Raw genomic sequence first — 26,115 nt, forward strand, 5'->3', positions numbered from 1 at the left:
CACATGAACCGGGCGTCCATCGACCTCAACGCCGACCTCGGCGAGGGTTTCGGCCGCTGGCAGCTGACCGACGACGAACAGCTGCTCTCCGTCGTCACCAGCGCCAACGTGGCCTGCGGGTTCCACGCCGGCGACGCGGTCACCATGCGCAAGGTCTGCGAGCTGGCCGCTGCCCGCGAGGTGCGCATCGGTGCCCAGGTGTCGTACCGCGACCTCGCGGGCTTCGGCCGGCGCTCGATGGACGTGCCGCCCGACGAGCTGGCCGCTGAGGTCGCCTACCAGATAGGGGCGTTGGAGGTCTTCGCCCGCGCGGCGGGCTCGCGCGTGGCCTATGTGAAGCCGCACGGCGCCCTCTACAACCGGGTGGTCCACGACGAGGCGCAGGCGGCGGCGGTCGTCGAGGGGATACGGCTGACGGGCGAGCGGCTGCCCGTGCTCGGGCTGCCCGGCTCCGCCCTGCACGCCGTGGCGGAGAAGGAGCGGCTGCCGGTCGTCGCGGAGGCCTTCGCCGACCGCGCGTACACGGCCGAGGGCACTCTGGTGCCCCGTGGTGAGGAGGACGCTGTGCTCAGCGACCCTGCGGCCGTCGTCGAACGCTCGGTGAGCGTCGCCCGCTTCGGCGTGGTGACCTCCCGGTGCGGACGCTCGGTCGGAGTGCGGGCACGCTCGCTGTGCCTCCACGGCGACACACCGGGAGCGGTGGAACTGGCCCGCGAGGTCCGTGGCCGGCTGGAGCACGCGGGAGTCCGGGTGGAGGCCTTCGTATGAGCGCCCCGGAGCGGCCCGGGGCGGCCCGGGTGCTGCGGATGGGTGAGCGCGGTCTCCTCGTCGAACTGCCGGGCGAGGCGGAGACCGTGGCCCTGCACGCGGAGCTCGTGCGCCGCCGCGCCGCGGGCCTGTTGCCGCCGGTCGGCGAGATCGTGCCCGCCGCGCGGACGGTCCTGCTCGACGGGGTCGACGATCCTGAGGGGCTGGCCGGGGAGCTGGTGCGCTGGGAGATACCCCCGCCCGACCCCCGGGCCACGGGCACGGTCGAGATACCGGTGCGCTACGACGGACCGGACCTGGCGGAGGTCGCCGCGCTGTGGGGCCTCGCGCCGGGCGAGGCGGCCGCCCGGCACGCGTCCGTCACCTACCGGGTCGCCTTCTGCGGCTTCGCCCCCGGGTTCGGCTACCTCACCGGCCTGCCCGAAGGGTTGTCCGTGCCCCGCAGGTCCACACCGCGTACCGCGGTACCCGCCGGGTCGGTCGCCGTGGCGGGTGCGTACACGGGGGTCTATCCCCGCTCGTCGCCGGGGGGCTGGCAGTTGATCGGCACGACGGACGCCGTGCTGTGGGATCCGTCCCGGGATCCCGCGGCGCTGCTCGCACCCGGGACCCTGGTCCGTTTCACCGTGGTGGGGAGCCGATGAGCGACCGGGCCGTCGCGGTGGTGCGGGCAGGCGCGCTGACGACGGTTCAGGACGCCGGCCGGCCCGGGTACGCCCATCTGGGCGTGCCGCGATCCGGCGTGCTGGACGCCCCGGCCGCCCGGCTCGTCAACCGGCTCGTGGGCAACACCGGGGACGCCGCCGTGCTGGAGACGACGCTGACCGGATGCGCGGTCCGTCCGCGGAGGCCCGTCGTGGCGGCCGTGGGCGGCGCGCCCTGCCGGGTCACCGTCGACGGCCGTCCTGCCGCCTGGGGCGCGGCGATCCGGGTGCCGGCGGGAGCGGTGCTGGAGGTGCACCCTGCCGAGCACGGGGTGCGGTCCTATGTCGCCTTCGCCGGAGGTGTCGCGGTCGATCCGGTGCTCGGCAGCCGTTCGACGGACCTGCTGTCGGGGCTGGGGCCCCAGCCGCTGGCCGACGGTGCCGTGCTTCCGCTCGGCGCGGGCTCCGCGCCTCCTGCGGGAGCCGGCGGGCCCGTGCCGTGGCCCGCGCCGCCCGGCGAGCTCGTCCTGCGGATCCTGCCCGGCCCGCGCGAGGACTGGTTCGCCCCCGGTGCACTGCGCACCCTGGCGGCCGCCCGCTACCTGGTGACCTCGTCGAGCAACCGCATCGGGCTGCGCACGGACGGGCCGCCGCTGGAGCGGGCGGTCCACGGCGAACTGCCCAGTGAGGGCATGGTCCTGGGGGCGGTGCAGGTGCCGCCCGACGGCCGTCCCGTGGTGTTCCTGGCGGACCATCCGACGACCGGCGGATATCCGGTCGTCGGCGTCGTCGTCGAGCGGGACCTCCCAGGCGCCGCGCAGGCGGTGCCGGGCACACCGGTCCGGTTCCTGCCCGTGAGCCGCGTGCGGGTCCGGCGGTGAGGACGCGGGTGACGTCGCCCGGTGGACCGATCGCCCCTCCGACTCGGCGGGCGACCGGCGCTCCGGCCGCCCGCGCACGGAACCACCGCCCCTCAGGGATGCCGTGTGCGCTCGCGCGGGTGATCGAGGGTCCCGGGCGGCCCCGGCGTCAGGGACCCGGCGGCCCGTACCCGCCGCCCCCGGGAGTGCTGACGACGAGGACGTCGCCCGCCGCCACGTCGACCGTGTCGACGCCCTCCAGCGGGCGGACGCTGCCGTCCGCGCGCTCGAGACGGTTCACGCCGAGGGCCCCCGGCTCGCCCCCGGCCATCCCGTACGGCGGCACCCGCCGGTGCCCCGTCAGCAGCGCGACGGTCATGGGCTCCAGGAAACGGATGCGCCGGACGACACCGTCACCCCCGCGGTGGCGCCCGGCTCCGCCGCTTCCCTCCCGCACGGCGAAGGACTCCACCCGCACCGGATAGCGCCACTCCAGCACTTCAGGGTCCGTGAGCCGGGAGTTCGTCATGTGGGTCTGGACGGCGTCCGCTCCGTCGAAGCCGTCTCCGGCACCGGCCCCGGAGGCCACCGTCTCGTAGTACTGGAACCGCTCGTTGCCGAACGTCACGTTGTTCATCGTCCCCGAGCCCTCCGCCTGCACCCCGAGGGCGGCGTACAGCGCACCCGTGACCGCCTGCGAGGTCTCGACGTTCCCCGCCACCGTCGCCGCCGGGTGCACGGGCGCCAGCATCGACCCCGCGGGGACCCGTACCTCGAGCGGTTCCAGGCAGCCGCTGTTCAGCGGGATGTCCTCGCCGACCAGGGTGCGGAAGACGTACAGCACGGCCGCCGTCACCACCGACGTGGGCGCGTTGGCGTTGCCGGGCTGCTGGGCGGACGTGCCGGCGAAGTCGATGACCGCGGTGCGCCGCCCGCGGTCGACGCGGACGGCGACGCGGATCACCGCTCCGGCATCCGTCTCGTAGCGGCAGTCGCCGCCGTCGAGCCGGGCGACGATCCGGCGCACGGACTCGGCCGCGTTGTCCCGGACGTGGCCCATGTACGCCTGCACCACGTCCGTGCCGAACTGGTCCGTCATCCGGCGGAGTTCGGCGATCCCCTTCTCGTTGGCGGCGATCTGGGCCCGCAGGTCGGCCAGGTTGGCGTCCGGGGCGCGGGAGGGGTACCGCGCCCCGGTGAGCAGGTCCCTCGTCTCCTCCTCGCGCAGCCGCCCGTCCCTCACGAGGAGCCAGTTGTCGAAGAGCACCCCCTCCTCCTCGACCGTGCGGCTGAAGGCGGGCATCGAGCCGGGCGTGATGCCGCCGATCTCGGCGTGATGTCCGCGGGACGCGACGAGGAAGCGCAGCTGCTCCCCCTCGAACACCGGGGTGACCACGGTGACGTCGGGAAGGTGGGTGCCGCCGTGGTAAGGGTCGTTGACCGCGTACACGTCTCCCGGCCGCAGCCGTCCCGCGTTGCGGCGCAGCACCTCCTTGAGGGAATCGCCCATGGAGCCGAGGTGGACCGGGATGTGCGGAGCGTTGGCGACGAGGTTGCCGTCGGCGTCGAAGAGGGCGCAGGAGAAGTCGAGCCGCTCCTTGATGTTCACCGAGTGGGCGGTGTTCTCCAGCCGCACACCCATCTGCTCGGCGATCGCCGTGAAGAGGCTGTTGAAGACCTCCAGCAGCACCGGGTCGACGTCCGTCCCCACGGCGACCCTGCCGGGCCGCGGATCCACCCGGGTCAGCAGCAGGTGGCCGGCCTCCCCCGCGGTGACGCGCCACCCCGGGTCGACGACGGTCGTGGCGTCCGGCTCGACGACGAGAGCCGGCCCGTTCACCGCCTCGCCCCTGCGCAGAGCGGACCGCCGGACCAGGGGGACGGTGCGCGGGGCGCCGCCGACGACCATCCGCACCTCGGCCGCGTCGCCGGGGCGGCAGGCGCCGCCGGCGGGCTCCGGCTCCGCGGTGACCACCTCGCCGTGCTCCTCCGCACCGCCGGCCGCCTCCACCGTCACGGCCTCGACGACGACGGGTTTGTCCATGGTGAACGCGTACCGGGTGCGGTGGGCGGCCGTGAAGGCGTCCTTCATCGCGCTCGCGGAGTCCAGCGCGACGGTCAGCCCGGCGTCCGTTCCCGCGTAGCGGAGCCTGACCCGGGCACGGGTGGTGATCGCGCCGTCGGGGATGCCGTCGCCGCGCAGTTCGGCGCGGGTGCGGTCGGCGAGGCCGTCGCAGAGCGTGCGGACGCGCGCGGCCGTCGTGTCGTCCAGTGCGGCCTCGACGGAGTGTTCGCGCATCGCGGTCGCGTCGGCGAGGCCGATCCCGTAGGCGGACAGCACACCGGCCAGCGGCGGCACGACGACGGTGTCGATGCCGAGGGCGTCCGCGACGGCGCAGGCGTGCTGTCCGCCGGCGCCGCCGAAGGAGGTGAGCGCGTAGCGGGTGACGTCGTGGCCCCGCTGGACCGAGATCTTCTTGACCGCGTTCGCCATGCCGAGGACGGCGATCTCGAGGAATCCGGCCGCGACCTGCTCGGGTGTGCGTGCGCGGCCGGTGGCCCGGGTGACCTCGGCGGCGAGGCGTGCGAACCGCTCGCGGACGGTGCGGGCGTCGAGCGGCTTCTCGCCGCGGGGCCCGAAGACGGCCGGGAAGTGGTCCGGCTGGATGCGTCCCAGCATCACGTTGGCGTCGGTGACGGTGAGTGGCCCGCCCCGCCGGTAGCAGGCCGGGCCGGGGACCGCGCCCGCGGAGTCGGGGCCCACCCGGAACCGGCGGCCGTCGAAGTGCAGCACCGAACCCCCGCCGGCGGCGACGGTGTGGATGCGCATCATGGGGGCTCGCATGCGGACGCCTGCGACCTGGGTGCCCTGCCCGCGCTCGAACTCGCCCGCGTAGTGCGAGACGTCGGTGGACGTGCCGCCCATGTCGAAGCCGATGACCCGGTCGTGGCCCGCCAGGGCCGACGCGCGGACCATGCCGACGACGCCGCCGGCCGGGCCGGAGAGCACGGCGTCCTTGCCCCGGAAGTGGCCGGCCTCCCTCAGGCCGCCGTTGGACTGCATGAACATCAGCCGGATGCCGCCGAGTTCGGACGCGATGTCGTCGACGTAGCGCCTCAGGACGGGTGAGAGGTAGGCGTCGACGACGGTGGTGTCCCCGCGGGGCACCAGTCGGATGAGCGGGCTGACCTCGTGGGAGCAGCTGATCTGGGTGAAGCCGAGTTCTGCGGCGAGGGCGGCGAGCCGGCGTTCGTTGCCGGGGGCGCGGTAGCCGTGCATCAGGACGACGGCGGCCGAGGTGATGCCGTCGGCGCGCACGGCGGCGAGCCGCTCCCGGGCGGCCGCGAGGTCGAGCGGGGTGACGGTGTGCCCGTGGGCGTCGACGCGTTCGGGGATCTCGACGACTCGCTCGTAGACCGCCTCGGGCAGCAGGATGCGCCGGTCGAAGAGGTGCGGGCGGTTCTGGTAGGCGATCCGCAGGGCGTCCCGGAACCCTTCGGTGATCACGAGGACGGTCGGCTCGCCGCGCCGCTGCAGCAGCGCGTTGGTGGCCACGGTGGTGCCCATCCGCACGGCCGCGACGCGGTCGGCGGGCACGGGTCGCCCGTCCGGGAGGTCCAGCAGCGCGCGGATTCCGGCGACCGCGGCGTCGCGGTACCGCTCGGGGTCGTCCGAGAGCAGCTTGCGGGTCACCAGCCGGCCGTCGGGCCGTCTGCCCACGATGTCGGTGAAGGTGCCGCCCCGGTCGATCCAGAACTCCCAGCGCCCGCTCATGCCCCCATTCTCGCGCCGGGTTCCCGGGTCCGGCCTGCCCGGCCGGGCGGCGGGGGCACCCGTGGGCCTGGCCGGGCCCGCCGCGGTGGGGCGGAGGGCCGCGAGCGCGGCGGCCGGTGCGGCGTCCGCCTCGCGGCCGAGGATTCCGGCGGTGCCGCGCGCCCGGTGCACGGCCTCCTCGCCCGCCGGCCGCAGCAGTTGCGGCACGAGGCCGGTGCACCGGCGTGCCACCCGGCCGGCGCCGGCGGTGGCGAGCCGGCGGAGGGTGTCGGTCCGGGTGGGGCGCGGGCGGTCGGGCTCGGCGGAGGGCGCCGCCCCGGGGGCGAGCCCCCGGGGCGCCGGCAGCGCGTGGAAGGCACGGGCGAGCGTCCGGTGCCCGCGCTCACCGGGGTGGAGCCGGTCGGCGCTCCACAGACTCCGGTCGGCGGCCCACGCGGGACCCGCGGCGTGCAGGTGGACGGCGCCGTGGCGGTCGGAGAGCACGTGGACGACCGCGTTCACCGCCCGCTGCCGCCTCGCGAGAGGGTGTGCGAGGGGCGCGGGCAGGGCGAGCACGGCACCGCGGTCGGGCAGACATGCGGTCAGCAGGACCGTGCCGCGTGCGGCGAACGCCCCGAGGACCTCGTCGAGGGCCCGGGACAGGCGCCCGATGTCGAAGGCGGGACGCAGTGTGTCGTTGACGCCGACGATCACCGAGGCGATGTCCGGTGCCCAGGCGAGTGCCCGCGGCGCCTGGCGGTCGGCGACGTCCCGGCGGAGGGAACCGCCGGCGGCGAGGTCGAGGAACTCGGCGGGCCGCTCCGGGGTGCCACTCCCCCGGCAAGGCGGGCCGCTCCGGGGTGCCCACTCCCTCGGCGAGCAGCGCGGCCCAGCCGCGCCACCCTCCGGGAACGGGGTCCCCGATCCCCCTCGGTGAGCGAGTCGCCGAGCGCCGCGAACCGCAGCGCCGCGCCCGGGACCGCTCTCTCCTCGGCCGTGCCGGGGCCCGTCACGGCCGGTGCTCGCGCGGGCGTGCCGCGGCCTCGCCCGCGGGCAGCGCCTCGTGGGCGGCGAGGAACGCGGTGACCGCGGCGGGCCAGTCGAAGAGCTCGGCCCGCGCCCGGGCGGACGCCCGGCGTTCGGCCGCGGGGCGGGCGAGGATCTCGCAGACGGCGTCCGCGAAGTCGGCGCCGGTGCCGGCGGCCACGGCGCCCGCGGCGCCGATGACCTCCGGGAGCGCCGACGACGCGTCGGCCGCCACCGGCGTGCCGCAGGCCAGGGCCTCCAGGGCGGAGAGCCCGAAGGTCTCCGCGGGGCCGGGCGCCAGGCAGACGTCGGCGACGGCCTGGAGACCGGCCAGGGACACGCGGTCGGCGACGTGGCCGAGGAAGGAGACGGGCAGCCGCCGGGCGGCGGCCCCGCGTTCGAGCGAGGTCCGGAGCGGCCCGTCCCCCGCGACGACCAGCCGTGCGGGTACGCCGCGTTCCCGCAGCACGGCCAGGGCGTCGAGCGCGGTGCCCGGCCGCTTCTCCACGGAGAGCCGGGAGCACAGCAGCAGGAGCACCTCGCCGGGGGCGGCGTACCGGGCGCGCAGTGCGGTGCTGCGACGGGTCGGTGCGCAGGTGACGAGGTCGACGCCGAGCGGCGCGCGGACGACGTTGCGGGCGCCGATCCTGACGAACTCGCGTTCCGCCCACTCGGTGGTGCAGACGATCCGGGTGTAGGACCAGGCGCTGCGCCGGTTGAGCAGGTCCGCGGCCCGGGCGGCGGCCGGTCCGGGCACTCCCCAGGTGCGCAGGACGCCGTCGGCGGTCTCGTGCGAGACCATCACGGCCGGGATCCGCCGGCGCCGGGCCCATTCGCCGGTCCAGCGCAGGGTGGTGCGGTCGGAGACCTCCAGGCGGTCGGGTGCGAGCTCCTCCAGCAGGGTCCGCAGACGGCGCCGGCCCGCCAGGACGCGGTAGCCGCCGGTTCCGGCGACGAGCGGTCCGGCCAGGGTGACGACGCGGCCCTGCGGGGTGTCCCGGTCGCCGTCCCGTTCGCCGGGGACGACGAGCACCGGTTCGTGGCCGGCTGCGAGGTAGCCCCGGCCGAGGCGGTCGAGCGCGGTGCGCAGCCCTCCGGAGGAGGGGGTGACGAAGTTGGCCAGCCGGACGATCCGCAGCCCGCTCATGCCGCCACCGCCGTGCGGGCTCCGAGGACGTCCGCGTAGTGACCGGTCAGCCGGGCGCAGACGGCCGCCCAGCTGCGGCCCTCGACGGCGGCCCGCCCGGCGCGGCCGAAGGCGGTCCGGCGGGCGGGGTCGGCGGCGAGGGCGGTGACGGCGTCGCGCACCGCCCCGGCGCTGCGGGGCGGTGTGAGCAGGCCGGTCCTGCCGTGGTCGACGAGGTCGAGCGGCCCGCCGGCGGCCGGTGCGATCACGGGTACACCCGAGGCCATGGCCTCCTGCACGGTCTGGCAGAACGTCTCGTAGGGGCCGGTGTGGGCGAAGACGTCGAGCGAGGCGAAGATCCGGGCGAGGTCGTCGCCGGTGCGGCGGCCGAGGAAGACGGCGCCGGGCAGTGCGGCGCGCAGGGCGGGTTCGCTGGGTCCGTCGCCGACGACGACCACCCGTACGCCGGGGAGGGCGCAGGCGCCCGCGAGGAGGTCGACGTGCTTCTCGGGGGCGAGGCGGCCGACGTAGCCGACGACGAGTTCGCCGTGCGGGGCGATCTCCCGGCGCAGGCTCTCGTCGCGCAGCGCGGGCCGGAACCTCTCGGAGTCGACGCCGCGCGGCCACAGCCGGACGCGGGGGACGCCGTGGTCCTCGAGGTCGCGCAGGGCCGCGGTGGACGGGGCGAGGGTGAGGTCCGCGGCTGTGTGCACCGCCTTGATGCGCCGCCAGGCCGCCGCCTCGCCCGCGCCGACGTAGGTGCGCGCGTAGCCGGCCAGGTCGGTCTGGTAGACGGCGACGGCGGGCAGTCCCAGCCGGGACGCGGCGGCCATGCCGCGGACGCCGAGCACGAAGGGGCCGGCCAGGTGGACGATGTCCGGCCGGTGCGCGGCGATGGCCGCGGCGACCCTGCGGCTGGGGAGGGCGACCCTGACCTGCGGGTATCCGGGCAGGGGGAGGGAGGGGACGCGGACGACGGGGCAGGGGGCCCGGGTGTCCGCCTCGTCCGCCCCGGCGGCGGCCGGGGCGATGACGAGCGGTTCGTGACCGTCGGCGGCGAGGTGCCGGGCGGTCTGCAGGGCGCAGTGCGCCACGCCGTTGACGTCGGGCGGGAAGGACTCGGTGACGATGACGACACGCATGTGTGTGTTGTCGCCGGGTCCGGAGTGGACGAGCCGACGTGGATCTTTCCGCCCGTGGAACGTCCCATGAGCGTTGTGCGGCCCGGCCGCCGGGGGCGGCCGGGAGTCGTCACACAGCGGGCATGTCGGGCCCGATCCTGCTGCGCACGGCGGTCTGCACCTCGGCTTCCTCGGCGGGGTCGGCGGCGAGTCTGCGCAGCCGTTCGGCGACGCGGACGTCGCCGGTCTCGGCGTGCAGGGCGGCGACCTCGCGGGTCGTCTCCTCGCAGTCCCAGAGGCATTCGACGGCGAACCCGGTGGCGTAGGAGGGGTCGGTGGCGGCGAGTGCGGCGGCGGCCCGGCCGCGGAGACGGGAGGAGGTCGTCTCGCGGTAGACGTGGCGCAGCACGGGGGCGGCGCAGGCGATGCCGAGGCGTCCGGCGCCGTCGACGAGGGTCCAGAGCTCCGGTGCGTCGGGTCCTTCGCCGCGGACGGTGCCGCGCAGGGCGCCGAGGACGAGGGGGGCGTCCCTGGCGGTGCCCTTGCAGGCCAGGACGCCGGCGGCGGAGGCGCCGAGCGCGTCGGGGCGGTGCACCCAGCCGCGGGCCCGGTCCACGGCTTCGTCGCCGCACATCCGCTCGAAGGCGAGGACCGCGGCGTCGGCGACGACCCGCGAGCCGTCGTTGACGGCGGCCTCGACGAGGTCGAGGACGGAGGGGTCCTGGATGTCGGCGAGGTACTGCAGGGCGGCGCAGCGTGCGCCGTCGCTGCCGTGGCGTGCTGCGTCCGCGATCCGGGGCCGGTCCTCGGGCGCGGCCACGGCGGCCAGGCAGCGGGCGGCGGGGACGTGGCGGGGGGTGCCGCGCTCCAGCCCGTCGTCGGCCCAGTCGAGGACCGCCTGGACGCTCCAGCCGGGCCGGGGGCCGCTGGGGCGCATCTGGCGCTGCCAGCGGTCGAACGACCCCGCCTCCCTGGCGGACCTGATCCGGGCGCCGACGAAGGCGCGGGGGTCCTCCTCCCACAGCCGCCAGGGCCGGGGTTCGAAGGCGTCGCGGACCGTGGCGGCGAGTGCGGCGTCGCCTTCCGGGGTGGCCGGGAAGCGGGCGAGCACCGGCTCGGCGAGGGTGCGCAGGCCGGTGTCGTCGTCGCGCAGGGCGAGTTCGTCGAGGGCCCATTCCCAGTTGGCTCCGCTCGCGGCGTACCGCCGCAGCAGGGCGAGGGCGTCCCCCCTGCCGTAGGAGGCGAGGTGGCCGAGGACGGCGAGCGCGAGACCGGTGCGGGTCTCGTCGGTGTCGACGAGGTCGCTGCTCGCGGTCAGGTGCCGCTCGATGCCGCCGAGCGAGCCGTGGAGGTCCAGGTAGAGGCGTGCGTAGTAGAGGGAGCGGTTCTCGACCTGCCAGTCGTGGCGGGGGTCGTTCACCACACAGTGGTCGAGGGCCGCGAGCGCGTCGGCGCGGGGGGCGGCCAGGGCGTGCAGGGTGCCGTCGCCACGGCCCCTCTGCAGGAGGCCGAGCAGCGTGCCGCTCGGCGCTATGACTGGATCGAACATGGGGAGAGCCTCACATCAAGCTGTCGACGTGACCGGGGACTGACGATGCCTAGGCCACGCAGCAGCATGTCGGTCCGCTCGTCGTACGACGCGTCTTCTGCTCGGTGTGAATCATTCTCTCTGCCTCTCTTCGGTGCCCGGGGGGAGTTCCCGGATGATGAGGTCCGGGACGGGGCTGACGTCATGATGACCGACGCATTTCGCCACCGCGACCACATTTACGGCGTCCCCGCCGGCGCACGGGCCGGGGGATCGCCGGACGCGGGCCGGCGGCGGCTGCCGGCCGGCCGCCCGGTGGCACGGGCCGCCGGGCCGCAGGGCGGCGGCGGCCGTCAGCGGCCGTCGAACAGCTCCAGCAGGTCCGTCTTCCCGAACATCCGCGCGGTATCGGCGGCGGACGGCGTGCCCGCCTGCGGGTCCGCGCCCCCGTCGAGGAGTACGCGGATCACGGCGCCCTCCCCCTTGAACACGGCTCCCGCGAGGGGGGTCTGGCCGCGGTCGTTGGCACGGTCGGCGGCGGCTCCGCGGGCGAGCAGCGCCTCCACCGTCGCGGGGTGGCCGTGGTAGGCGGCGAGCATCACGAGGGTGTCGCCCTTGTCGTTGGTGAGGTCGGCGGGGACGCCCGCGTCGAGATAGGCGGCGAGGGTCTCGGTCTCGCCGCGGCGCGCCAGGTCGAAGACCTTGGTCGCGAGTTCGATCACCTCGGAGTCCGGGACCTCGCTCATCTGAATGACCGCCTTTCACCACGTTGACCTGGATCGCACGGCGGGAGCGGCCGTACGAGTGAACCGACAGGGTACTGCCCGGACGCCGACGGCCCGGGGGACGCGTGCGCGCACCCGGGCGGTGACGGCGAACTCTGCCGTCCGGGCGGGCGGGGCGCCTGCCGGCGGGAGCCGGGTCGCCACCCATTCGAGTGAAGATGACCGAAATTCACTCGAATGAACCTTTTGTCGTATAGATACTTTCCGTAAGGATGGAAGAACTCATGGTGAATGTCCCCTCACCCAGGAGAACCTCATGATCCTGTCCATGTCAGGCGTCGTGCTGCTCGGCATCATCGTCTTCCTCTTCTTCCGGAAGGACGGCCTGAAGGCCTCGCACGCGTTCGTCTCCGCGCTCTTCGGCTTCTTCCTCGCGGGCACCGCGATCGCGCCGAGCATCACGGCGGGCACCACGAGCCTCGCCGGGCTGCTCGGCGGGATCAAGTTCTGACCCCGTACGACCGACGAGCACATCAGGAGACAGATGTGGCCAGGCGACCACTCCCCCGCATTCTGACCAGCGGCAGCGCACAGATCGCCCGTAGCAGGGAGCTGGCGCGCACGGCCGCCGACAGCGCCACGGATGTCCTCCATCCGCTGATCACGGTCGGCCGTGGTCTGCGGAAGCTGGCCGCCATGGCCCGCAGCAGATGGGCCGCCACACCGAAGGAACGGCGTGGTCCCAGCCTGTTCTTCGTGGCGGCCTGCGTCCTGGTGGTCGCGCTCATCCCGTACGGGCCCCTGATCGCCCTGATCACGGTGATGGCCGCGGCCGCCTGGGCGGGCCGCGTCAAGGCGCCGGTGCGCACCGGTCCCGCCGACGCGGAGATCGCCCGTCTCACCGCTCTCTACGAAGCCCTCGTGCCGTACTTCTCGGCCGAGGGCGACCCGGCTCCGCTCTTCGCCCACGGCGGCGAGTGGAGCAAGGCCTTCGGCTCCTACGAGTTCGACGACGACGGCCGTCTCACCCGGCTCCGGGTAAGCTACCCGGCCTGGTTCACCGACTCCGAGGCCGCTTCGCGCGAGCGCATCGAGCGCCTGCTGCACGCGAAGTCCGGACGGGGCCGCGAGTACCGCTTCGCCTGGGACGAGGAGGGCAACCAGCTCCTGATGAGCGTGCTGCCCGCGCTGTCCACGGCGATCGCGGCACAGCCCTTCGTCGTCTCGCCCGGCGAGACGGTGCTGGGCTTCACCGACCCCGAGTCCGTCCAGCGGACCGTGCCGGTCACCTCGCCGAACGGCGTCGAGCAGGCGCCGCCCGTGGTCTGGCGCACCGGCCCCCGTTCCGCCGAACCGCATCTGCTGGTGCTCGGGGACCCGGGCAGCGGCGCCACCACCCTGCTGCGCTCGATCGCCCTCCAGGCCCTGCGCCACGGCGACGTCCTCATCGTCGAGGGAGGCGGCACCGGCGAGTTCGCCTGCTTCACCGGCCGCCCCGGCGTCCTCGGGGTGGAGTGCGGCGCGGCCGGGGCCCTGTCGGGTCTGGAGTGGGCGGCGCAGGAGACGGAGCGGCGGCTGATCGCCCTCAACCGGGCACGGCAGGCCGGACTGCCCGTCCCGGAGGACACCCGGCGGCCGCTCTGGATCCTGGTGGACCGCCCCGGAGCCCTGGGGCACCTCGCGGCGGCCGACGGCCACATGGACCCCCAGGAGCTCCTCCGGGTGCCGTTGCGGCACGGCAGGGCCGCCCAGGTCACCGTCGTGGTCGCGGAACAGCTGGACGCCGAGCAGTCCCTCACCGAGACCGTGCGCACCCACACCCGGGCACGGGTCGTGCTCGGCCCCGTCCCCTTCGAGCGGGTGGAGGCCGTCCTCGGCGCCGCTCCGGGCACCACCGCGGCCGACGCCGTCCCGCCCGGCCGCGGGTACGCCCGGCTCGGCACCGGCGAGGTGCTGCGGATCCAGGTCCCGGCGACCCCCGACCCGTTCGACGACACGTCGGCCGAGGCACACCGCCAGGCGGTACTCGGTCTGCTCCCCGGGCGCCCCGACGAGGGCGACGGGAACGAGGACGCCGCAGCCGCGGCAGAGGCGCGGCCCGCGCTCGCCAAGCCGCCCGTCGCGGTCCCCGCCGAGGGCTGAGGCGCGTTGCGAACGTCCCTCCTGGCCCGCGGCGCCTGACCTGCGGCGGCCGGGTCCCCGCACCGCGCGGGGGCCCGGCCGTCGCATGTCAGGCCACGAACGTCCGGGGCGACTCGGCTCCGGTGGCCGCCCCCGTCCGCACCAGCCGGGCGGCGGCGGCCAGCCGGACGGCGGCCTCGTCGGCGACGGGCCCGCCCACGGTGAACGGCAGGCGGACGTACCCCTCGAAGGCGCCGTCGACGCCGAACCGCGGTCCCGAGGGCACCCGGACCCCCACCCGCTCCCCCACTTCGGCGAGCCGGGAGCCGGAGAGTCCGCCGGTGCGGACCCAGAGCGTCAGCCCGCCCTGCGGCACGTCGAACTCCCAGTCGGGCAGCTCCCGGCGCACCGCCGCGACCAGTGCGTCACGGTTCTCCCGCGCCTGCTCGCGGCGGATGGTCACGGCGCTGTCCCAGCCGCCGGTGCGCATCAGCCAGTTGACGCCCAGCTGCTCCAGCACGGGGGTGCCGAGGTCGGCGTAGGCGCGGGCGGCGACGAGGGACCGGATGACGTCCGGCGCGGCGCGCACCCAGCCGATCCGCATCCCGGCCCAGAACGCCTTGCTCGCCGAGCCGACGGTGAGCACCGTCGACCCGGCCGGGTCGAAGCCGCAGACGGGCCGCGGCATGACGACGTCCGGGTCGAGGTGGAGTTCGGACATGGTCTCGTCGACGACGAGGACGGTCCCGGCGGAGCGGGCAGCCTCGACGAGGGCGCGGCGCTGGTCGTCGTCGGCGAGCGCGCCGGTGGGGTTGTGGAAGTCGGCGACGACGTAGGCGAGGCGCGGCGCGGCCTCGCGCAGCACCTGCCGCCAGCGTCCGAGGTCCCAGCCGCTGAGCCCGGCGGCCATCGCCACCGGCACCAGCCGCGCCCCGGCCTCCCTCATCAGCTGGAGGATGTTGGCGTACGACGGGGACTCCACGGCGATGCGCTCGCCGCGGCCGGCGAAGAGGTGGCAGATGGCGTCGATGGCCCCCATCGCGCCGGTGGTGACCATGATCTGCTCGGGCATGGTGGGGATGCCGCGCTCGGTGTACCGGTCGGCGAGCATCTGCCGCAGGGCGGGCAGTCCGGCCGGGTAGTCGCCGTGGGTGTGGGCGTACGGAGGCAGCTCCTCGAGGGCCCCCTGGAAGCCCTGGGTGAGCCACGGCTCGGGGGCCGGGAGGGCGGCGCAGCCGAGGTCGATCATGGAACCGAGTGACTCGGGCGGGAGGGGTTCCAGACCGCGGGCCGGGAGGGGGTTGCCCGCGGGGACGGCGGTCCAGCTGCCCGCTCCCCTGCGGGACTCCAGGAAGCCTTCGGAGCGCAGCGCCTCGTACGCGGCGGCCACGGTGGTGCGGCTGACGGAGAGCGACAGGGCCAGTTCGCGCTCGGCGGGGAGACGGGCGGCCACCGGGACCCTCCCCTCGAGCACCAGGAGGCGGATGCCGTCCGCGAGGGCGCGGTAGGCCGGCGGACGGCGGGTGCCCGGGCCGGCGGGGCGCTGCTGCTGTGCGCTGAGCTGGCGGGCGAGCTGCGCCGCTCCCACCGCCGAGGTCCACTGCGACATGGAAGTCAGTCCACCTTCCTCGAATTGGCCATGGTTGCGGCTCTTTCCATAGCCACAGAGTGACATGCATCGGTCCACTACCACCAGAGGGGTCCCCGTGCCCGCGTATCTCACCCGCAGACTGCTCCAGCTCTACGCCGGCCTCGCGCTGTACGGGGCCAGCTCGGCGCTCCTGGTGCGCGCCGGTCTCGGACTGGAACCGTGGGGGGTGCTGCACCAGGGGCTCTCGGAGCGGACCGGGATCTCGATCGGCGTCGTGTCGATCATCGTCGGCGCCGTCGTGCTGCTGCTGTGGATCCCGATCCGGCAGCGACCGGGGCTCGGCACCGTCTCCAACGTGTTCGTGGTCGGGCTGGCCATGGACGCCACCCTCGCCCTGGTGCCCGACGTCCAGCCGCTCGGGGCGCGCGTGCCGCTGCTGGTGGCCGGCGTGGTGCTGAACGGCATGGCCACCGGCCTCTACATATCGGCCCGCTTCGGGCCGGGCCCGCGCGACGGTCTGATGACCGGACTGCACCGGCTGACGGGCCGGTCGATCCGCCTGGTGCGCACCGGACTGGAGGTGGTGGTCGTGGCGACCGGCTTCCTGCTCGGGGGCACGGTCGGCGCCGGCACGGTGCTCTACGCGCTCGCCATCGGCCCCCTCGCGCAGTTCTTCCTGCGGGTGTTCGCCGTCCCCGAGCCGGAGAAGAGCAGCACCGTGGTCGCCGGCGCGTCACCCCGGCAGTCCATACTGCGACCGTGATCCGCATATCCCACCCCTATCTCGACCATCCGGCGACGCTCGCCTTCGCCCACCGCGGCGGGGCCGCGGACGGACTGGAGAACACGGCGGCCGCGTTCCGGCGGGCCGCGGACGCCGGCTACCGCTACTTCGAGACCGACGTCCACACCACCCGTGACGGGCGGCTCGTGGCCTTCCACGACGCGACGCTCGACCGGGTCACCGACAGCGGCGGCCGGATCGCGGCGCTGCCCTGGAGCGAGGTGCGCCGGGCCCGGGTGGCGGGCCGGGAGCCACTGCCGCTCTTCGAGGAGCTCCTGGAGGAGTTCCCCGACGCCCGCTGGAACGTGGACGTCAAGGCCGCCTCGGCGCTGGAGCCGCTGATCGCGCTGATCGGCCGCACCGGGGCCTGGGACCGGGTGTGCGTCGGCTCCTTCTCCGAGCGGCGGGTGGCCCGGGCCGCCCGGCTCGCCGGCCCGCGGCTGGCCACGTCCCTGGGCGTCCGGGGCGTGCTGGGGCTGCGGCTCTCGTCGCTGGGCGTCCCCGCCCCGCTGCGGGGCGGTGCGGTGTGCGTCCAGGTTCCGGAGAAGGAGTACGGGGTGCGCGTGGTGGACCGGCGGTTCGTCCGCGCGGCGCACGACCGGGGGCTCCAGGTGCACGTCTGGACGGTGAACGACGCCGAGGGGATGGAGCGGCTCCTGGACCTTGGCGTGGATGGCATCATGACCGATCATCTGGAGACGTTGCGCACCGTACTGACCGGCCGGGGCCTGTGGGTCTGATCGTCCGGACGCGCCTGCGCAGGGGACGATCGAGGGGGCGCGGATGACGGCGGAGACGGCCGGCCACGAGGCGGGCACGGACGAGGGGGGCGCTCGCCGCCGGGAGCAGCGCGGCTGGTACTTCTACGACTTCGCGTGCTCGGTCTACTCGACGAGCGTGGTCACGGTGTTCCTCGGCCCGTACCTGACCTCGGTCGCGAAGGCCGCGGCCGACGCCGACGGCTTCGTCCATCCGCTCGGCATACCCGTGCGCGCCGGATCCGTCTTCCCGTACGCGGTGTCCGTGTCGGTGGTGCTCGCGATCCTCGTCATGCCGCTCGCGGGGGCGGCGGCGGACCGGACGGGCCGCAAGAAGCCGCTGCTCGCCGCCGCCGCGTACACCGGGGCGGCGGCCACCACCTGCATGTTCCTGCTCGACGGCGACCGGTATCTGCTCGGCGCGTTCCTGCTGATCGTGGCCAACGCCTCGCTCGCGGTGTCGATGGCCCTCTACAACGCCTACCTGCCGCAGATCGCCGGGCCCGACGAGCGGGACTCCGTCTCCTCACGGGGCTGGGCCTTCGGCTACACCTCCGGCGCCCTGGTCCTGGTGCTGAACCTGATCGTGTACTCGGGTCACGACTCCTTCGGCCTGTCCGAAGGGGACGCCGTCCGGATCTGCCTGGCGTCGGCCGGACTGTGGTGGGGCGCCTGGAGCATCGTGCCGCTGCGCCGTCTGCGGGACCGGCGGGTGGCGCCCTCGGGCGAGGGAGCGGTCGGGTCGGGCTGGCGCCAGCTGATCGCGACGCTCAAGGACATGCGCCGGCATCCGCTGACGCTGTCGTTCCTGCTCGCCTACCTCGTCTACAACGACGGCATCCAGACCGTCATCTCCCAGGCGTCGGTCTACGGCTCGGAGGAGCTCGGCCTCGACCAGACGACCCTGATCGTCGCCGTGCTGCTGGTGCAGGTGCTCGCCGTGGCCGGTGCGCTGGGCATGGGGCGGCTGGCCAGGACGTACGGCGCCAAGCGCACGATCCTCGGCTCGCTGGGCGTGTGGACGGCGATCCTGGTCGCCGGGTACTTCCTGCCCGCCGGTGCGCCGGTCTGGTTCTTCTGCCTCGCCGCGGGGATCGGGCTGGTGCTGGGCGGCAGCCAGGCGCTGTCCCGTTCGCTCTTCTCCCACCTGGTGCCGCCGGGCAAGGAGGCGGAGTACTTCTCCGCGTACGAGATGAGCGACCGGGGGCTGAGCTGGCTGGGGCCACTGGTGTTCGGTCTCGCGTATCAGGTGACCGGGAGCTACCGGGATGCCATCATCTCTCTGGTGATCTTCTTCGTGCTGGGATTCGCGCTGCTGGCGAGGGTCCCGGTGCGGCGGGCGGTGGTCGCCGCGGGGAACCCGCTGCCGGAGCGCATTTAGACAGCGGATGCGCAAGGCCGGTAGTGTACGCCTTTGGCCTGCCAGGCGGACCGTTACTGCGTGCTCAATGGCGAAAGACGCTGGGTGACATCTGCGTTCAGATGTGACAAACCGGGCACTGGTGGGTAGAACAAGGGGCGGCACGACGGGCGACGCATGACCCGCAACGGGAATCTTTACCGCCGACCGGACGTTGACCGGATGACGACGACAGCGACACCTGTCCTGTGGGCGACAAGCCCGGGAGGCACGATTCATGAGTGAGCGAGCTCTTCGCGGCACGCGCCTCGTGGTGACCAGCTACGAGACCGACCGCGGCATCGATCTGGCCCCGCGCCAGGCGGTGGAGTACGCATGCGAGAAGGGGCATCGTTTCGAGATGCCGTTCTCGGTCGAGGCGGAGATTCCGCCGGAGTGGGAGTGCAAGGTCTGCGGAAGCCAGGCACTCCTCGTTGACGGGGACGGCCCCGAGGAGAAGAAGGGCAAGCCTGCGCGTACGCACTGGGACATGCTCATGGAGCGGCGTACGCGCGAGGAGCTGGAGGAGGTGCTGGCCGAGAGGCTGGCGGTCCTCAGGTCCGGCGCCATGAACATCGCGGTGCATCCGCGCGACAGCCGCAAGTCCGCCTGACCGGACTCGCGCGGCCGGCACGTACGAAGGAGCCGCGGGACCGGCGACACCGAGAGGTGCCGCCGGCCCGCGGCTCCTTCGCGTGCTCTTTCCCGCGGCTCCGGCGTGCGGGCTCTCCCCCGGGGCTCCTTCGTACGGGCTTTCCTGCGGCTTCTTCGTGCGGGGTTCCGTGCGGCTCCTTCGTCCATGCCCTTCGCCGTGCGCTCCCCTCAGGCCGGAGGCGCAGGGCTTCGCGTGCCGTACGGGTGCGGCTGTGCGCCCGCACGGGGAGCGGAAGACGGGGACCACCGGGCGCGGGCAGAATGCGGCGGCGCGGCGTGTGCCCGCCCGGCGCCGCCGTTCCCAGAGGGGCGCCGGCGGGGGGCCCGGGGCGGGAACTCCCGTCCCGGGCGCGCCCCGGGCTCAGGGAGTGAGCGGCGGCCTGGGGGTCTCGTCCGCGGGCGGCTCGTCGCGCACGATGACCTCGCCCTGGACGACCTTGCCGTCCGGGCGGCGCATCCGGGCCTGCTGGAAGGCCCCGCCCAGGGTCTCCGCCGAGACCGCGTTCATCCGGCGCTCCAGGGAGCGTTCGGCGGAGCGGGCGAGACGGGTGCGCACCGGTGGCAGCAGCAGAAGCAGGCCGAAGAGGTCGGAGACGAGGCCGGGCAGCATGAGCAGCAGCCCGCCCAGCATCAGCAGGCCGTTCCCCTCCCCGCGCGACGACGGGGCCGCGGAGGCGCCGGCGGGGCCGGTGCCGAAGGGGTCCGCGCCCGGCGTGCGGTCCGGCGCCTGGCGCTGGAGCGTCTCGGTGAGGTTGGCGAACGCCCGGCGCCCCGCCCGCTTGATCACCACCGCGCCCAGCACGATCCCCGCCACCAGCAGGGCGAAGACCGTGAAGCCGCCGGCCGCGCCCGCCACGAGCGTCAGCAGCCAGATCTCCAGGACCAGCCAGGCGGCGATGGAGAGGGGGATGAGGGTGCGGGCGCGTGAGCGCCCGCGGGCGGTCGGGGTGGGTGCACCGGTCGTCATGCTCCCAGTGTGCCTGGGCGGTCGCCGGGGTGGCGTAAGGAAAAGATCAGTGGCTCGGGGGCCGGCGGCCCAGGAGCCGCCCCGCGCGGCTTCCGACCCCCCATGCGGTCACCCGCCAGAGCGCCTCGACGACGATGTCCCGGCTCATCTTCGAATCCCCCAGCTCGCGCTCGACGAAGGTGATCGGCACCTCCACGACGTGGAAGCCGGCTTCCACGGCGCGGCGGGCCAGGTCGACCTGGAAGCAGTAGCCCTGGGAGGCGACCTCCGTGAGGCCGAGGCCCTGGAGCGTCTCGGCGCGGAAGGCGCGGAACCCTCCGGTGACGTCGCGGATGGGGACGCCGAGCAGCATCCGGGAGTAGGTGCTGCCGCCGCGGGAGAGCATCTCGCGGTGCTTGGGCCAGTTGACCACGCGGCCGCCGGGCACCCAGCGGGAACCGAGCACGAGGTCGGCGCCCTTCAGGGCGGTGAGCAGCCGGGGCAGTTCCTCGGGCTGGTGGGAGCCGTCGGCGTCCATCTCCACGAGCACGCCGTAGCCGCGCTCGATGCCCCAGTCGAAGCCAGCCAGGTAGGCGGCGCCGAGCCCTTCCTTGCCCTTGCGGTGCAGGACGTGCACCTGCTCGTCGGTGGCGGCCAGTTCGTCGGCGAACTTGCCGGTGCCGTCGGGGCTGTTGTCGTCGGCGACGAGGACGTCCGCCTCGGGCACGGCGGCGCGCACCCGCGCGACGACGGCGGTGATGTTCTCGGCCTCGTTGTAGGTCGGGATGATCACCAGCGCCCTGCCGAGCGGGCCGTACCGCCTCCCCTGGGGTCCACCATGGGGAACCGCACCACCGTCGTTCACTGCTGCCCCTTAAAGTCCGTACGCAGGTCCCCACCATAGCGAGCGCTCACGGCGCTCAGCAGGGAGGCGGCGGATCACGGGGCGCGGAGCGGGAACTGCGGATCGGGCCCGGCGCCCTTCGGGCCGACCTGGGGCCCGCTGGCTGCGGGTCGACCGAGAGCCGTTGTCTACTGAACGCCGGGCCCCACCCGGGTCGCACCTGCCGGCCGGCTGAAACCTTCCCTCTGTCTCCGAGGCGCTGGCGCTGGACCTGGCTCCCAGTGGTGGTGCGCCGGTGCGGCACACCACCCCATGGCCCAGTGGCGTTCGGCGACTGCGTGGACGGTGCCGGTCGGACGTCCTGTGGTGGACCCGACCGAACCTACCGGCCCGTGGGCGCTCGCTGTCAACAGTCGCGCCACCAGCGGGAATCAGCCGAACCAGCAGGTCAGACAGGAAGATCCGCAGGTCGAGGCGGACGGGAGAGGGCCCGGGCGGACGGGACGAAATGTCCGTACGTCACCCGTTCGGGCCCTCGAAGACGGTTCGGCCGCCCACCACCGTCCGCAGGCAGCGGGGCAGGTCGGCGCCGGGTGCCAGGTCGGGCAGACCCGGCGTCCCCGACCGGGGGTCGGTGGACCAGCGCGCGACGCGGTCGTCCGGCGCCTGGACGACGAGTGCGCCGGTGCGCCAGACCGCGTAGTCCGCGGGGGCGCCCGGGACCAGCACTCCGGCGTCGTCGCGGCCCACGGCCCGCCAGCCCCCGCGCGTGTGGGCGGTGAAGGCGGCACGGACCGAGACCCGGTGCTCGGGGGTGCGGTGGAACGCCGCCGCCCGGACGGTCCCCCACGGGTCGAGGGGGGTGACCGGGCTGTCGGAGCCGAAGGCCAGCGGCACTCCGGCACGCAGCAGCGCGGTGTACGGGTTGAGGGTGCGGGCCCGGTCGGCGCCGAGCCGCTGCGCGTACATGCCGTCGGCGCCGCCCCACGCGGCGTCGAAGGCGGGCTGCACCGATGCGGTGAGACCGAACTCGGCGAAGGCGGCGACCGTCTCGGGGGTGAGCATCTCGGCGTGCTCGACGCGGTGGCGGGCGGCGCGCACCCGGGCGAGGCCCAGCTTCCCGGCAGCGGCCCGGACGCCGTCGGTCACCGCGGTCAGGGCGGCGTCGCCGATGGCGTGGAAACCGGCCTGGAGCCCCGCCTCGGTGCACGCCACGACGTGGGCGGCCACGTCGGCCGCCGCCAGGTGCGCCGTGCCGGTGTGCGGTGCGTCGGCGTACGGCTCGTGGAGGCAGGCGGTGTGCGAGCCGAGCGAACCGTCGACGAAGAGGTCGCCGGCCGCCCCCGCGGCGCCGAGGGCGCGCGCGCGTTCGACGTCGAGGTCGGCCCAGTAGCCGACGACGCGAGGGCCGGGCTCCTGGTCCGCGAGCGCGAGGAGGCCGGCGAAGTCGTCCTCCGACGAGATGCGGGGCCCGCCGCACTCGTGGACGGTGCCGATGCCCAGGGAGGCGGCACGGCGCAGGGCGGCGCGCTGGGCGTCGGCGCGCTGGGCGGGCGACACGGCTCCGTACGCGGCGTCCCGCACGGCGTGGTGCGCGTCGCCCGTCAGCGGTTCGCCGTCGCGGAAGCCGGCCATCGCGCGGACACCGGGCACGAGGTCGAGCATCGCCGTGGTCACGGCGGCCGAGTGGACGTCGATCCGGGTGAGGTACAGGGGGCGGCCGCCGGTGAGCTCGTCGAGCTCGTCACGCCGCGGCGGGCGGGCTTCGGGCCACCGCGAGGCGTCCCAGCCGTGTCCGGTGAGGATGCGGTCGCCGGGGCGGTCCTGGGCGTGGGCGCGGATCAGGGCGGCCGCCTCGGCGAGCGAGCCGGCCCGGGAGAGGTCGAGGCCGGTCAGCGCGAGGCCGGTCGCGGTCGTGTGCATGTGCGCGTCGGTGAAGGCCGGGGTGACCAGGGCGCCTTCGAGGTCCACGACCTCGTCGACGCCGGAGGCGAAGGCGTCGGCCGCTCCCTCGGAGCCCACCCAGGCGACATGCCCCTTCTCGACGACCATCGCGGTGGCGAAGGGGTCTGCGGGGCTGTGGACTTCTCCACCGCGCAGCAGCACGGTGCGGTGGTCGCTCTGGGGGGCGGTGCTCTGGGTCATGGGCCAACCCTATGGTCCCGTGCGGGCCGGGCCGGGGCCGGTACCCCGGCGGCCGGACGGGCCCGCACGGCACGGCCGGCGCCGCGGCGGGCGCGCCCCGTGCAGGGTCGACGGCGCGACCGGTGCGGCGACGGACACGCCCCGGACGGGATCGACGGCACGACCGGAGCCGCAGGACGGGCGCGCCCCGTGCGGGGGCGTCAGGAGGACTGGATCCGCGGCGGGCGTGCCTCGTACGGGGTCGACAGGACGACCGTCGTGCGGGTGGAGACGCCGGACAGCGAGCGGATGCGGGTGAGCAGGTTCTCCAGCTCGTGGGGGGTGCCCACCCGGACCTTGAGGATGTAGTTCTCGTCGCCGGCGACGCTGTGGCACGCCTCGATCTCCGGAACGCCGGCGAGCCGGTCGGCGATGTCGTCGGGAGCGCTGGGATCGAAGGGCTTCACCGAGATGAACGCGGTCAGCGGCAGGCCGACCGCCTCGGGATCCACGACGGCGGCGTATCCGCGGATGACGCCCCTCTGCTCCAGACGGCGGACGCGCTGATGCACGGCCGACGTGGACAGGCCGGTGGCCTTGCCCAGGTCGGTGTAGCTCATCCGCCCGTCCTTGACGAGCAAGTCCACGATCTGCCGATCCAGCTCCTCCATGCGGATCAACCTATTGCCCCGAGGGCCCCCAGGCACAGCCCGGGGCGGCCTCGGCGGCTCGCGGACCGGGTCCCGGCCGTGGCAGCGCCGCCCCGACGGGCCCCCGTGTGACGAACGCCACAGGTTTGCCCAACGGTCCGTCGTGACCTCGCGGTTACCCGGGCCGCGCGAGGGGAAGTGCTTGCTGTGGTCGAGGCCACAAGCGCCTGATCGGCCCATCCGAGGGGGAGATTCTCCATGCAGAAGACCAAGCACGACGGCCGCACCGAACTGGAGCCCGTCGATTCGGCCGACGGAGCCGAGTCCGAGGAGTTCGACGCGTACGACACCTTCGGCATGTACCGGGTCATCTGCCCGGACTGCGCCCAGCCGATCGCCCTCCTCGCCGACGAGGAGGTGCTCCCCGAGCACGCCCGGGTCCCCACTCGGTGGAACCCGTTCGGACTGGCCGAGTGCGCGGGCACCGGCCGGCCGTCGTCGGACGCGCGTCCGGCGGACGAGCACCTGTCCCACCAGGACCAGGACGCGATCGTGGTGCTGACGCTCCCCCAGGGCCTGGACTGGCGCACCCAGCCGTTCTCGCACGTCGGCGGCCCGGGGTCACGGCCGATCAAGATGGTGCCGCTGCGGCAGGCCGCCTGACGCACCGTCCGCGCCCGGGGACCGCGAGGGGTCGCGGTCCCGGGGCGTCGCGCATGCTCCCGCCCGACGGGCGGGGTGCGTACGGTCCGGACCGGCGCGCGATGCACGCGGGCGGTGACCCCCGCGCGGGCGCGGGCGTCGGCCCGGCACGAGACCGGTGTACTCCCCGACGGGGAGCGGTGCCCGGCGCCTGACCGCCCCGGTGCCCGAAGAATCGGTTCCGCACCCGGCCGGCCCACCGATCCACGCCGATCTCCTGCGGCTCCGGGCGAGCCGCGGCGGGACACTGCCCGGGTACCGCGACCCGGAGTGGAACCGTCTCGCGGCACCTCGCCCGGGAGGCGGGCGGGTCAGCGCGTCTCGGGCCCGGCGAGATGACGGGCGATGACCATGCGCTGGATCTGGTTGGTGCCCTCGACGATCTGCAGGACCTTCGCCTCGCGCATGTAGCGCTCGACCGGGAAGTCCTGGGTGTAGCCGTAGCCGCCGAGCACCTGCACCGCGTCCGTGGTGACGCCCATGGCCGCGTCGGTGCAGAACAGCTTGGCCATCGCCGCCTGACGGGAGAACGGCTTGCCCTGGTCGCGCAGGCGCGCGGCCGTCAGGTAGAGGGAGCGGCCCGCCTCGATGCGCGTCGCCATGTCGGCGAGCATGAAGCGCAGACCCTGGAAGTCGGCGATCGGCCGGCCGAACTGCGTGCGGTCGGTGGCGTACGCGACGGCCTGGTCCAGCGCCGCCTGCGCGACGCCGACGGCGCACGCCGCGATGCCGAGGCGCCCCGAGTCCAGCGCCGAGAGCGCGATGGCGAAGCCCTGGCCCTCGTCCCCGATCCGGCGGGAGTCGGGCACCCGCACTCCGTCGAAGTGGAGCTGGGCCGTCGGCGACCCCTTCATGCCCATCTTCTTCTCGGGCACGGCGGCGCTCAGCCCGGGGGCGTCCCCCGGGACCAGGAAGGCGGTGATCCCGCGCGCGCCCTCGCCACCGGTGCGGGCGAGCACGGTGAGGAAGTCGGCCACCGGACCATGGGTGATCCACGCCTTGGTGCCGGTCAGCACCCAGTCGTCGCCGTCGCGCACGGCCTTGGTCCGCAGCGACGCGGCGTCCGAGCCGGAGGCGGGCTCGGAGAGGCAGTAGGCGCCGAGCAGCCCGCCGCCGAGCATGGCCGGCAGGTGTTCGGCGCGCTGCTCCTTGGTCCCGTAGCCGGCGAGCGCGTGGCAGGAGAGGGAGTGGACGCTGACACCGAGGCCGACGGTGAGCCGGGCGGCCGCCAGTTCCTCGAGGACCTGGAGATAGACCTCGTAGGGCTGGTCGCCGCCTCCGTGCTCGGAGGCGTAGGGCAGGGCCAGCAGGCCGGAGCCGGACAGGAGCCGGAAGACTTCGCGCGGGAAGAGACCGGCCTCCTCCTCCTCGGCCGCGCGGGGAGCGATCTCCCGCTGGACGATGTCGCGGACCAGGGCGATCAGATCCCTGGCCTCGTCGGTGGGCAGCTGACGGTCCACCGGCTGCGGGGCACGGTCTGGCATTGCGGCGCACTCCTCCCTGTCGGGCGCTGCGGCGGTCGCGCGCGCAGGGTGTCGGGGCGCGCCGCCGGTTGTCCTGCCAGGCCGATGCTGCCCTTCCGGATCACGAAAGAGGCTGGTTGGCGGCTGTGGCGCGTCGAGTATGCCCGATCGGCGGGCTGCCGTCACCAGGTACCGGACACCTGCCGATCTTGGAATGCCGGCGGCCGGGGCGGGAGCGGCGAGGGGCGGGCCGGTTCACCGGATGGCGACGGCCGGCGGTGCACGGGACGCCGGCGGCTCGCCGGGCGGGGCTGCTCGCGCGACGGCCGCGGGCGGGCCGGTTCACGCCACGGCGGGGCCGCGGGCCAGGGCCCGCAGCGCGTCAGAGCAGGCCGAGCCGGGTGATCAGCACGGCCAGCACGACCACCAGGGTCCAGCCGAGGACGTGCTCCAGGACCGCGGGCCCGTCGGGACCCCCGGTGCGGGTGCGGGCGGCGGCTGCGGTTGCGGCGGTCGAAGTCATGGCG

21 protein-coding genes and 1 pseudogene are annotated in these 26,115 nt (G+C 74.8%); 10 read left to right on the forward strand and 12 right to left on the reverse strand.

Annotated elements, in window-relative coordinates; all coding sequences use genetic code 11:
- Nucleotides 1–3: 3 nt before the first annotated feature.
- The 3 genes from IAG43_RS04420 to IAG43_RS04430 are packed head-to-tail and all read left to right on the forward strand — an operon-like array spanning nucleotide 4 to nucleotide 2,293.
- Complete coding sequence (locus tag IAG43_RS04420; protein WP_187744292.1) at nucleotides 4–768, forward strand: LamB/YcsF family protein; 765 nt, start codon at nucleotides 4–6, stop codon at nucleotides 766–768.
- Nucleotides 765–1,412, forward strand: coding sequence for a 5-oxoprolinase subunit B family protein (locus tag IAG43_RS04425; protein ID WP_187739446.1), 648 nt, complete (start codon nucleotides 765–767; stop codon nucleotides 1,410–1,412). Before IAG43_RS04420 ends, IAG43_RS04425 begins: the two co-directional genes overlap by 4 nt.
- The gene (locus IAG43_RS04430) at nucleotides 1,409–2,293 is read left to right on the forward strand and encodes a 5-oxoprolinase subunit C family protein (RefSeq protein WP_187739447.1); all 885 of its coding nucleotides are present in this window, start codon (nucleotides 1,409–1,411) and stop codon (nucleotides 2,291–2,293) included. Before IAG43_RS04425 ends, IAG43_RS04430 begins: the two co-directional genes overlap by 4 nt.
- 148 nt (nucleotides 2,294–2,441) lie before the next feature.
- On the opposite strand, the pseudogene IAG43_RS04435 reads toward IAG43_RS04430, so the two are convergent.
- The 5 genes and pseudogenes from IAG43_RS04435 to IAG43_RS04455 all read right to left on the reverse strand — a co-directional run.
- Nucleotides 2,442–6,815 (reverse strand): annotated as a pseudogene (locus IAG43_RS04435) (hydantoinase B/oxoprolinase family protein); the annotation flags it as partial.
- 220 nt (nucleotides 6,816–7,035) lie between these two features.
- Entirely contained in the window at nucleotides 7,036–8,199 is a 1,164-nt protein-coding gene (locus tag IAG43_RS04440) for a glycosyltransferase (protein ID WP_187739448.1), read from the reverse strand.
- On the reverse strand, nucleotides 8,196–9,320 hold the full coding sequence (locus IAG43_RS04445) for a glycosyltransferase family 4 protein (RefSeq protein WP_187739449.1): 1,125 nt from the start codon (nucleotides 9,318–9,320) through the stop codon (nucleotides 8,196–8,198). The genes IAG43_RS04440 and IAG43_RS04445 overlap by 4 nt, the downstream gene beginning before the upstream one ends.
- Nucleotides 9,321–9,429: 109 nt before the next feature.
- Complete coding sequence (locus IAG43_RS04450; RefSeq protein ID WP_187739450.1) at nucleotides 9,430–10,848, reverse strand: HEAT repeat domain-containing protein; 1,419 nt, start codon at nucleotides 10,846–10,848, stop codon at nucleotides 9,430–9,432.
- A 332-nt stretch (nucleotides 10,849–11,180) separates the two neighbouring features.
- Nucleotides 11,181–11,573: an ankyrin repeat domain-containing protein gene (locus IAG43_RS04455; protein WP_187739451.1), complete on the reverse strand. Its 393-nt coding sequence runs from the start codon at nucleotides 11,571–11,573 to the stop codon at nucleotides 11,181–11,183.
- 295 nt (nucleotides 11,574–11,868) lie between these two features.
- On the opposite strand from IAG43_RS04455, the gene IAG43_RS04460 reads away from it, so the two are divergent.
- Complete coding sequence (locus IAG43_RS04460; RefSeq protein ID WP_147990831.1) at nucleotides 11,869–12,063, forward strand: hypothetical protein; 195 nt, start codon at nucleotides 11,869–11,871, stop codon at nucleotides 12,061–12,063.
- A 35-nt stretch (nucleotides 12,064–12,098) separates the two neighbouring features.
- Nucleotides 12,099–13,694: a hypothetical protein gene (locus IAG43_RS04465; protein ID WP_187739452.1), complete on the forward strand. Its 1,596-nt coding sequence runs from the start codon at nucleotides 12,099–12,101 to the stop codon at nucleotides 13,692–13,694.
- 88 nt (nucleotides 13,695–13,782) lie between these two features.
- Here the strand turns inward: IAG43_RS04465 and IAG43_RS04470 are convergent, their stop codons facing one another.
- Nucleotides 13,783–15,282, reverse strand: a complete 1,500-nt coding sequence (locus IAG43_RS04470) for an SCO1417 family PLP biosynthesis transcription factor (RefSeq protein ID WP_187739453.1) — start codon at nucleotides 15,280–15,282, stop codon at nucleotides 13,783–13,785.
- A 64-nt stretch (nucleotides 15,283–15,346) separates the two neighbouring features.
- On the opposite strand from IAG43_RS04470, the gene yczE reads away from it, so the two are divergent.
- From yczE to IAG43_RS04490, 4 genes are all read left to right on the forward strand, one after another.
- Nucleotides 15,347–16,027, forward strand: coding sequence for a membrane protein YczE (yczE, locus tag IAG43_RS04475; RefSeq protein ID WP_187739454.1), 681 nt, complete (start codon nucleotides 15,347–15,349; stop codon nucleotides 16,025–16,027).
- Nucleotides 16,024–16,788: a glycerophosphodiester phosphodiesterase family protein gene (locus IAG43_RS04480; protein ID WP_425508569.1), complete on the forward strand. Its 765-nt coding sequence runs from the start codon at nucleotides 16,024–16,026 to the stop codon at nucleotides 16,786–16,788. Before yczE ends, IAG43_RS04480 begins: the two co-directional genes overlap by 4 nt.
- 43 nt (nucleotides 16,789–16,831) lie before the next feature.
- On the forward strand, nucleotides 16,832–18,187 hold the full coding sequence (locus IAG43_RS04485; RefSeq protein WP_187739455.1) for an MFS transporter: 1,356 nt from the start codon (nucleotides 16,832–16,834) through the stop codon (nucleotides 18,185–18,187).
- A 256-nt stretch (nucleotides 18,188–18,443) separates the two neighbouring features.
- Nucleotides 18,444–18,818 (forward strand): RNA polymerase-binding protein RbpA, encoded by a 375-nt coding sequence (locus IAG43_RS04490; RefSeq protein ID WP_026278069.1) that lies wholly within the window; start codon nucleotides 18,444–18,446, stop codon nucleotides 18,816–18,818.
- Nucleotides 18,819–19,220: 402 nt separating this feature from the next.
- Here the strand turns inward: IAG43_RS04490 and fxsA are convergent, their stop codons facing one another.
- The 4 genes from fxsA to IAG43_RS04510 form a co-directional block, all read right to left on the reverse strand.
- Entirely contained in the window at nucleotides 19,221–19,826 is a 606-nt protein-coding gene (fxsA, locus tag IAG43_RS04495) for an FxsA family membrane protein (RefSeq protein WP_187739456.1), read from the reverse strand.
- A 46-nt stretch (nucleotides 19,827–19,872) separates the two neighbouring features.
- A complete protein-coding gene (locus IAG43_RS04500; protein ID WP_187739457.1) occupies nucleotides 19,873–20,670 on the reverse strand; it encodes a polyprenol monophosphomannose synthase in 798 nt (265 codons plus the stop codon).
- Between the two features lie 498 nt (nucleotides 20,671–21,168).
- Nucleotides 21,169–22,794 carry an amidohydrolase gene (locus IAG43_RS04505; protein ID WP_187739458.1) on the reverse strand — a complete coding sequence of 542 codons (1,626 nt, stop codon included), beginning with the start codon at nucleotides 22,792–22,794 and terminating at the stop codon, nucleotides 21,169–21,171.
- 200 nt (nucleotides 22,795–22,994) lie between these two features.
- The gene (locus tag IAG43_RS04510; protein WP_187739459.1) at nucleotides 22,995–23,444 is read right to left on the reverse strand and encodes an Lrp/AsnC family transcriptional regulator; all 450 of its coding nucleotides are present in this window, start codon (nucleotides 23,442–23,444) and stop codon (nucleotides 22,995–22,997) included.
- Between the two features lie 237 nt (nucleotides 23,445–23,681).
- Between IAG43_RS04510 and IAG43_RS04515 the strand changes: the two genes are divergently transcribed.
- Entirely contained in the window at nucleotides 23,682–24,086 is a 405-nt protein-coding gene (locus tag IAG43_RS04515; protein WP_187739460.1) for a hypothetical protein, read from the forward strand.
- Between the two features lie 350 nt (nucleotides 24,087–24,436).
- On the opposite strand, the gene IAG43_RS04520 is transcribed toward IAG43_RS04515, so the two are convergent.
- Entirely contained in the window at nucleotides 24,437–25,609 is a 1,173-nt protein-coding gene (locus IAG43_RS04520) for an acyl-CoA dehydrogenase family protein (protein ID WP_187739461.1), read from the reverse strand.
- Nucleotides 25,610–25,970: 361 nt separating this feature from the next.
- On the reverse strand, nucleotides 25,971–26,111 hold the full coding sequence (locus tag IAG43_RS04525; RefSeq protein WP_187739462.1) for an SCO1431 family membrane protein: 141 nt from the start codon (nucleotides 26,109–26,111) through the stop codon (nucleotides 25,971–25,973).
- Between the last annotated feature and the right edge of the window lie 4 nt (nucleotides 26,112–26,115).

Origin of the sequence: Streptomyces genisteinicus (assembly GCF_014489615.1) — a bacterium.
GTDB lineage: Bacteria > Actinomycetota > Actinomycetes > Streptomycetales > Streptomycetaceae > Streptomyces > Streptomyces genisteinicus.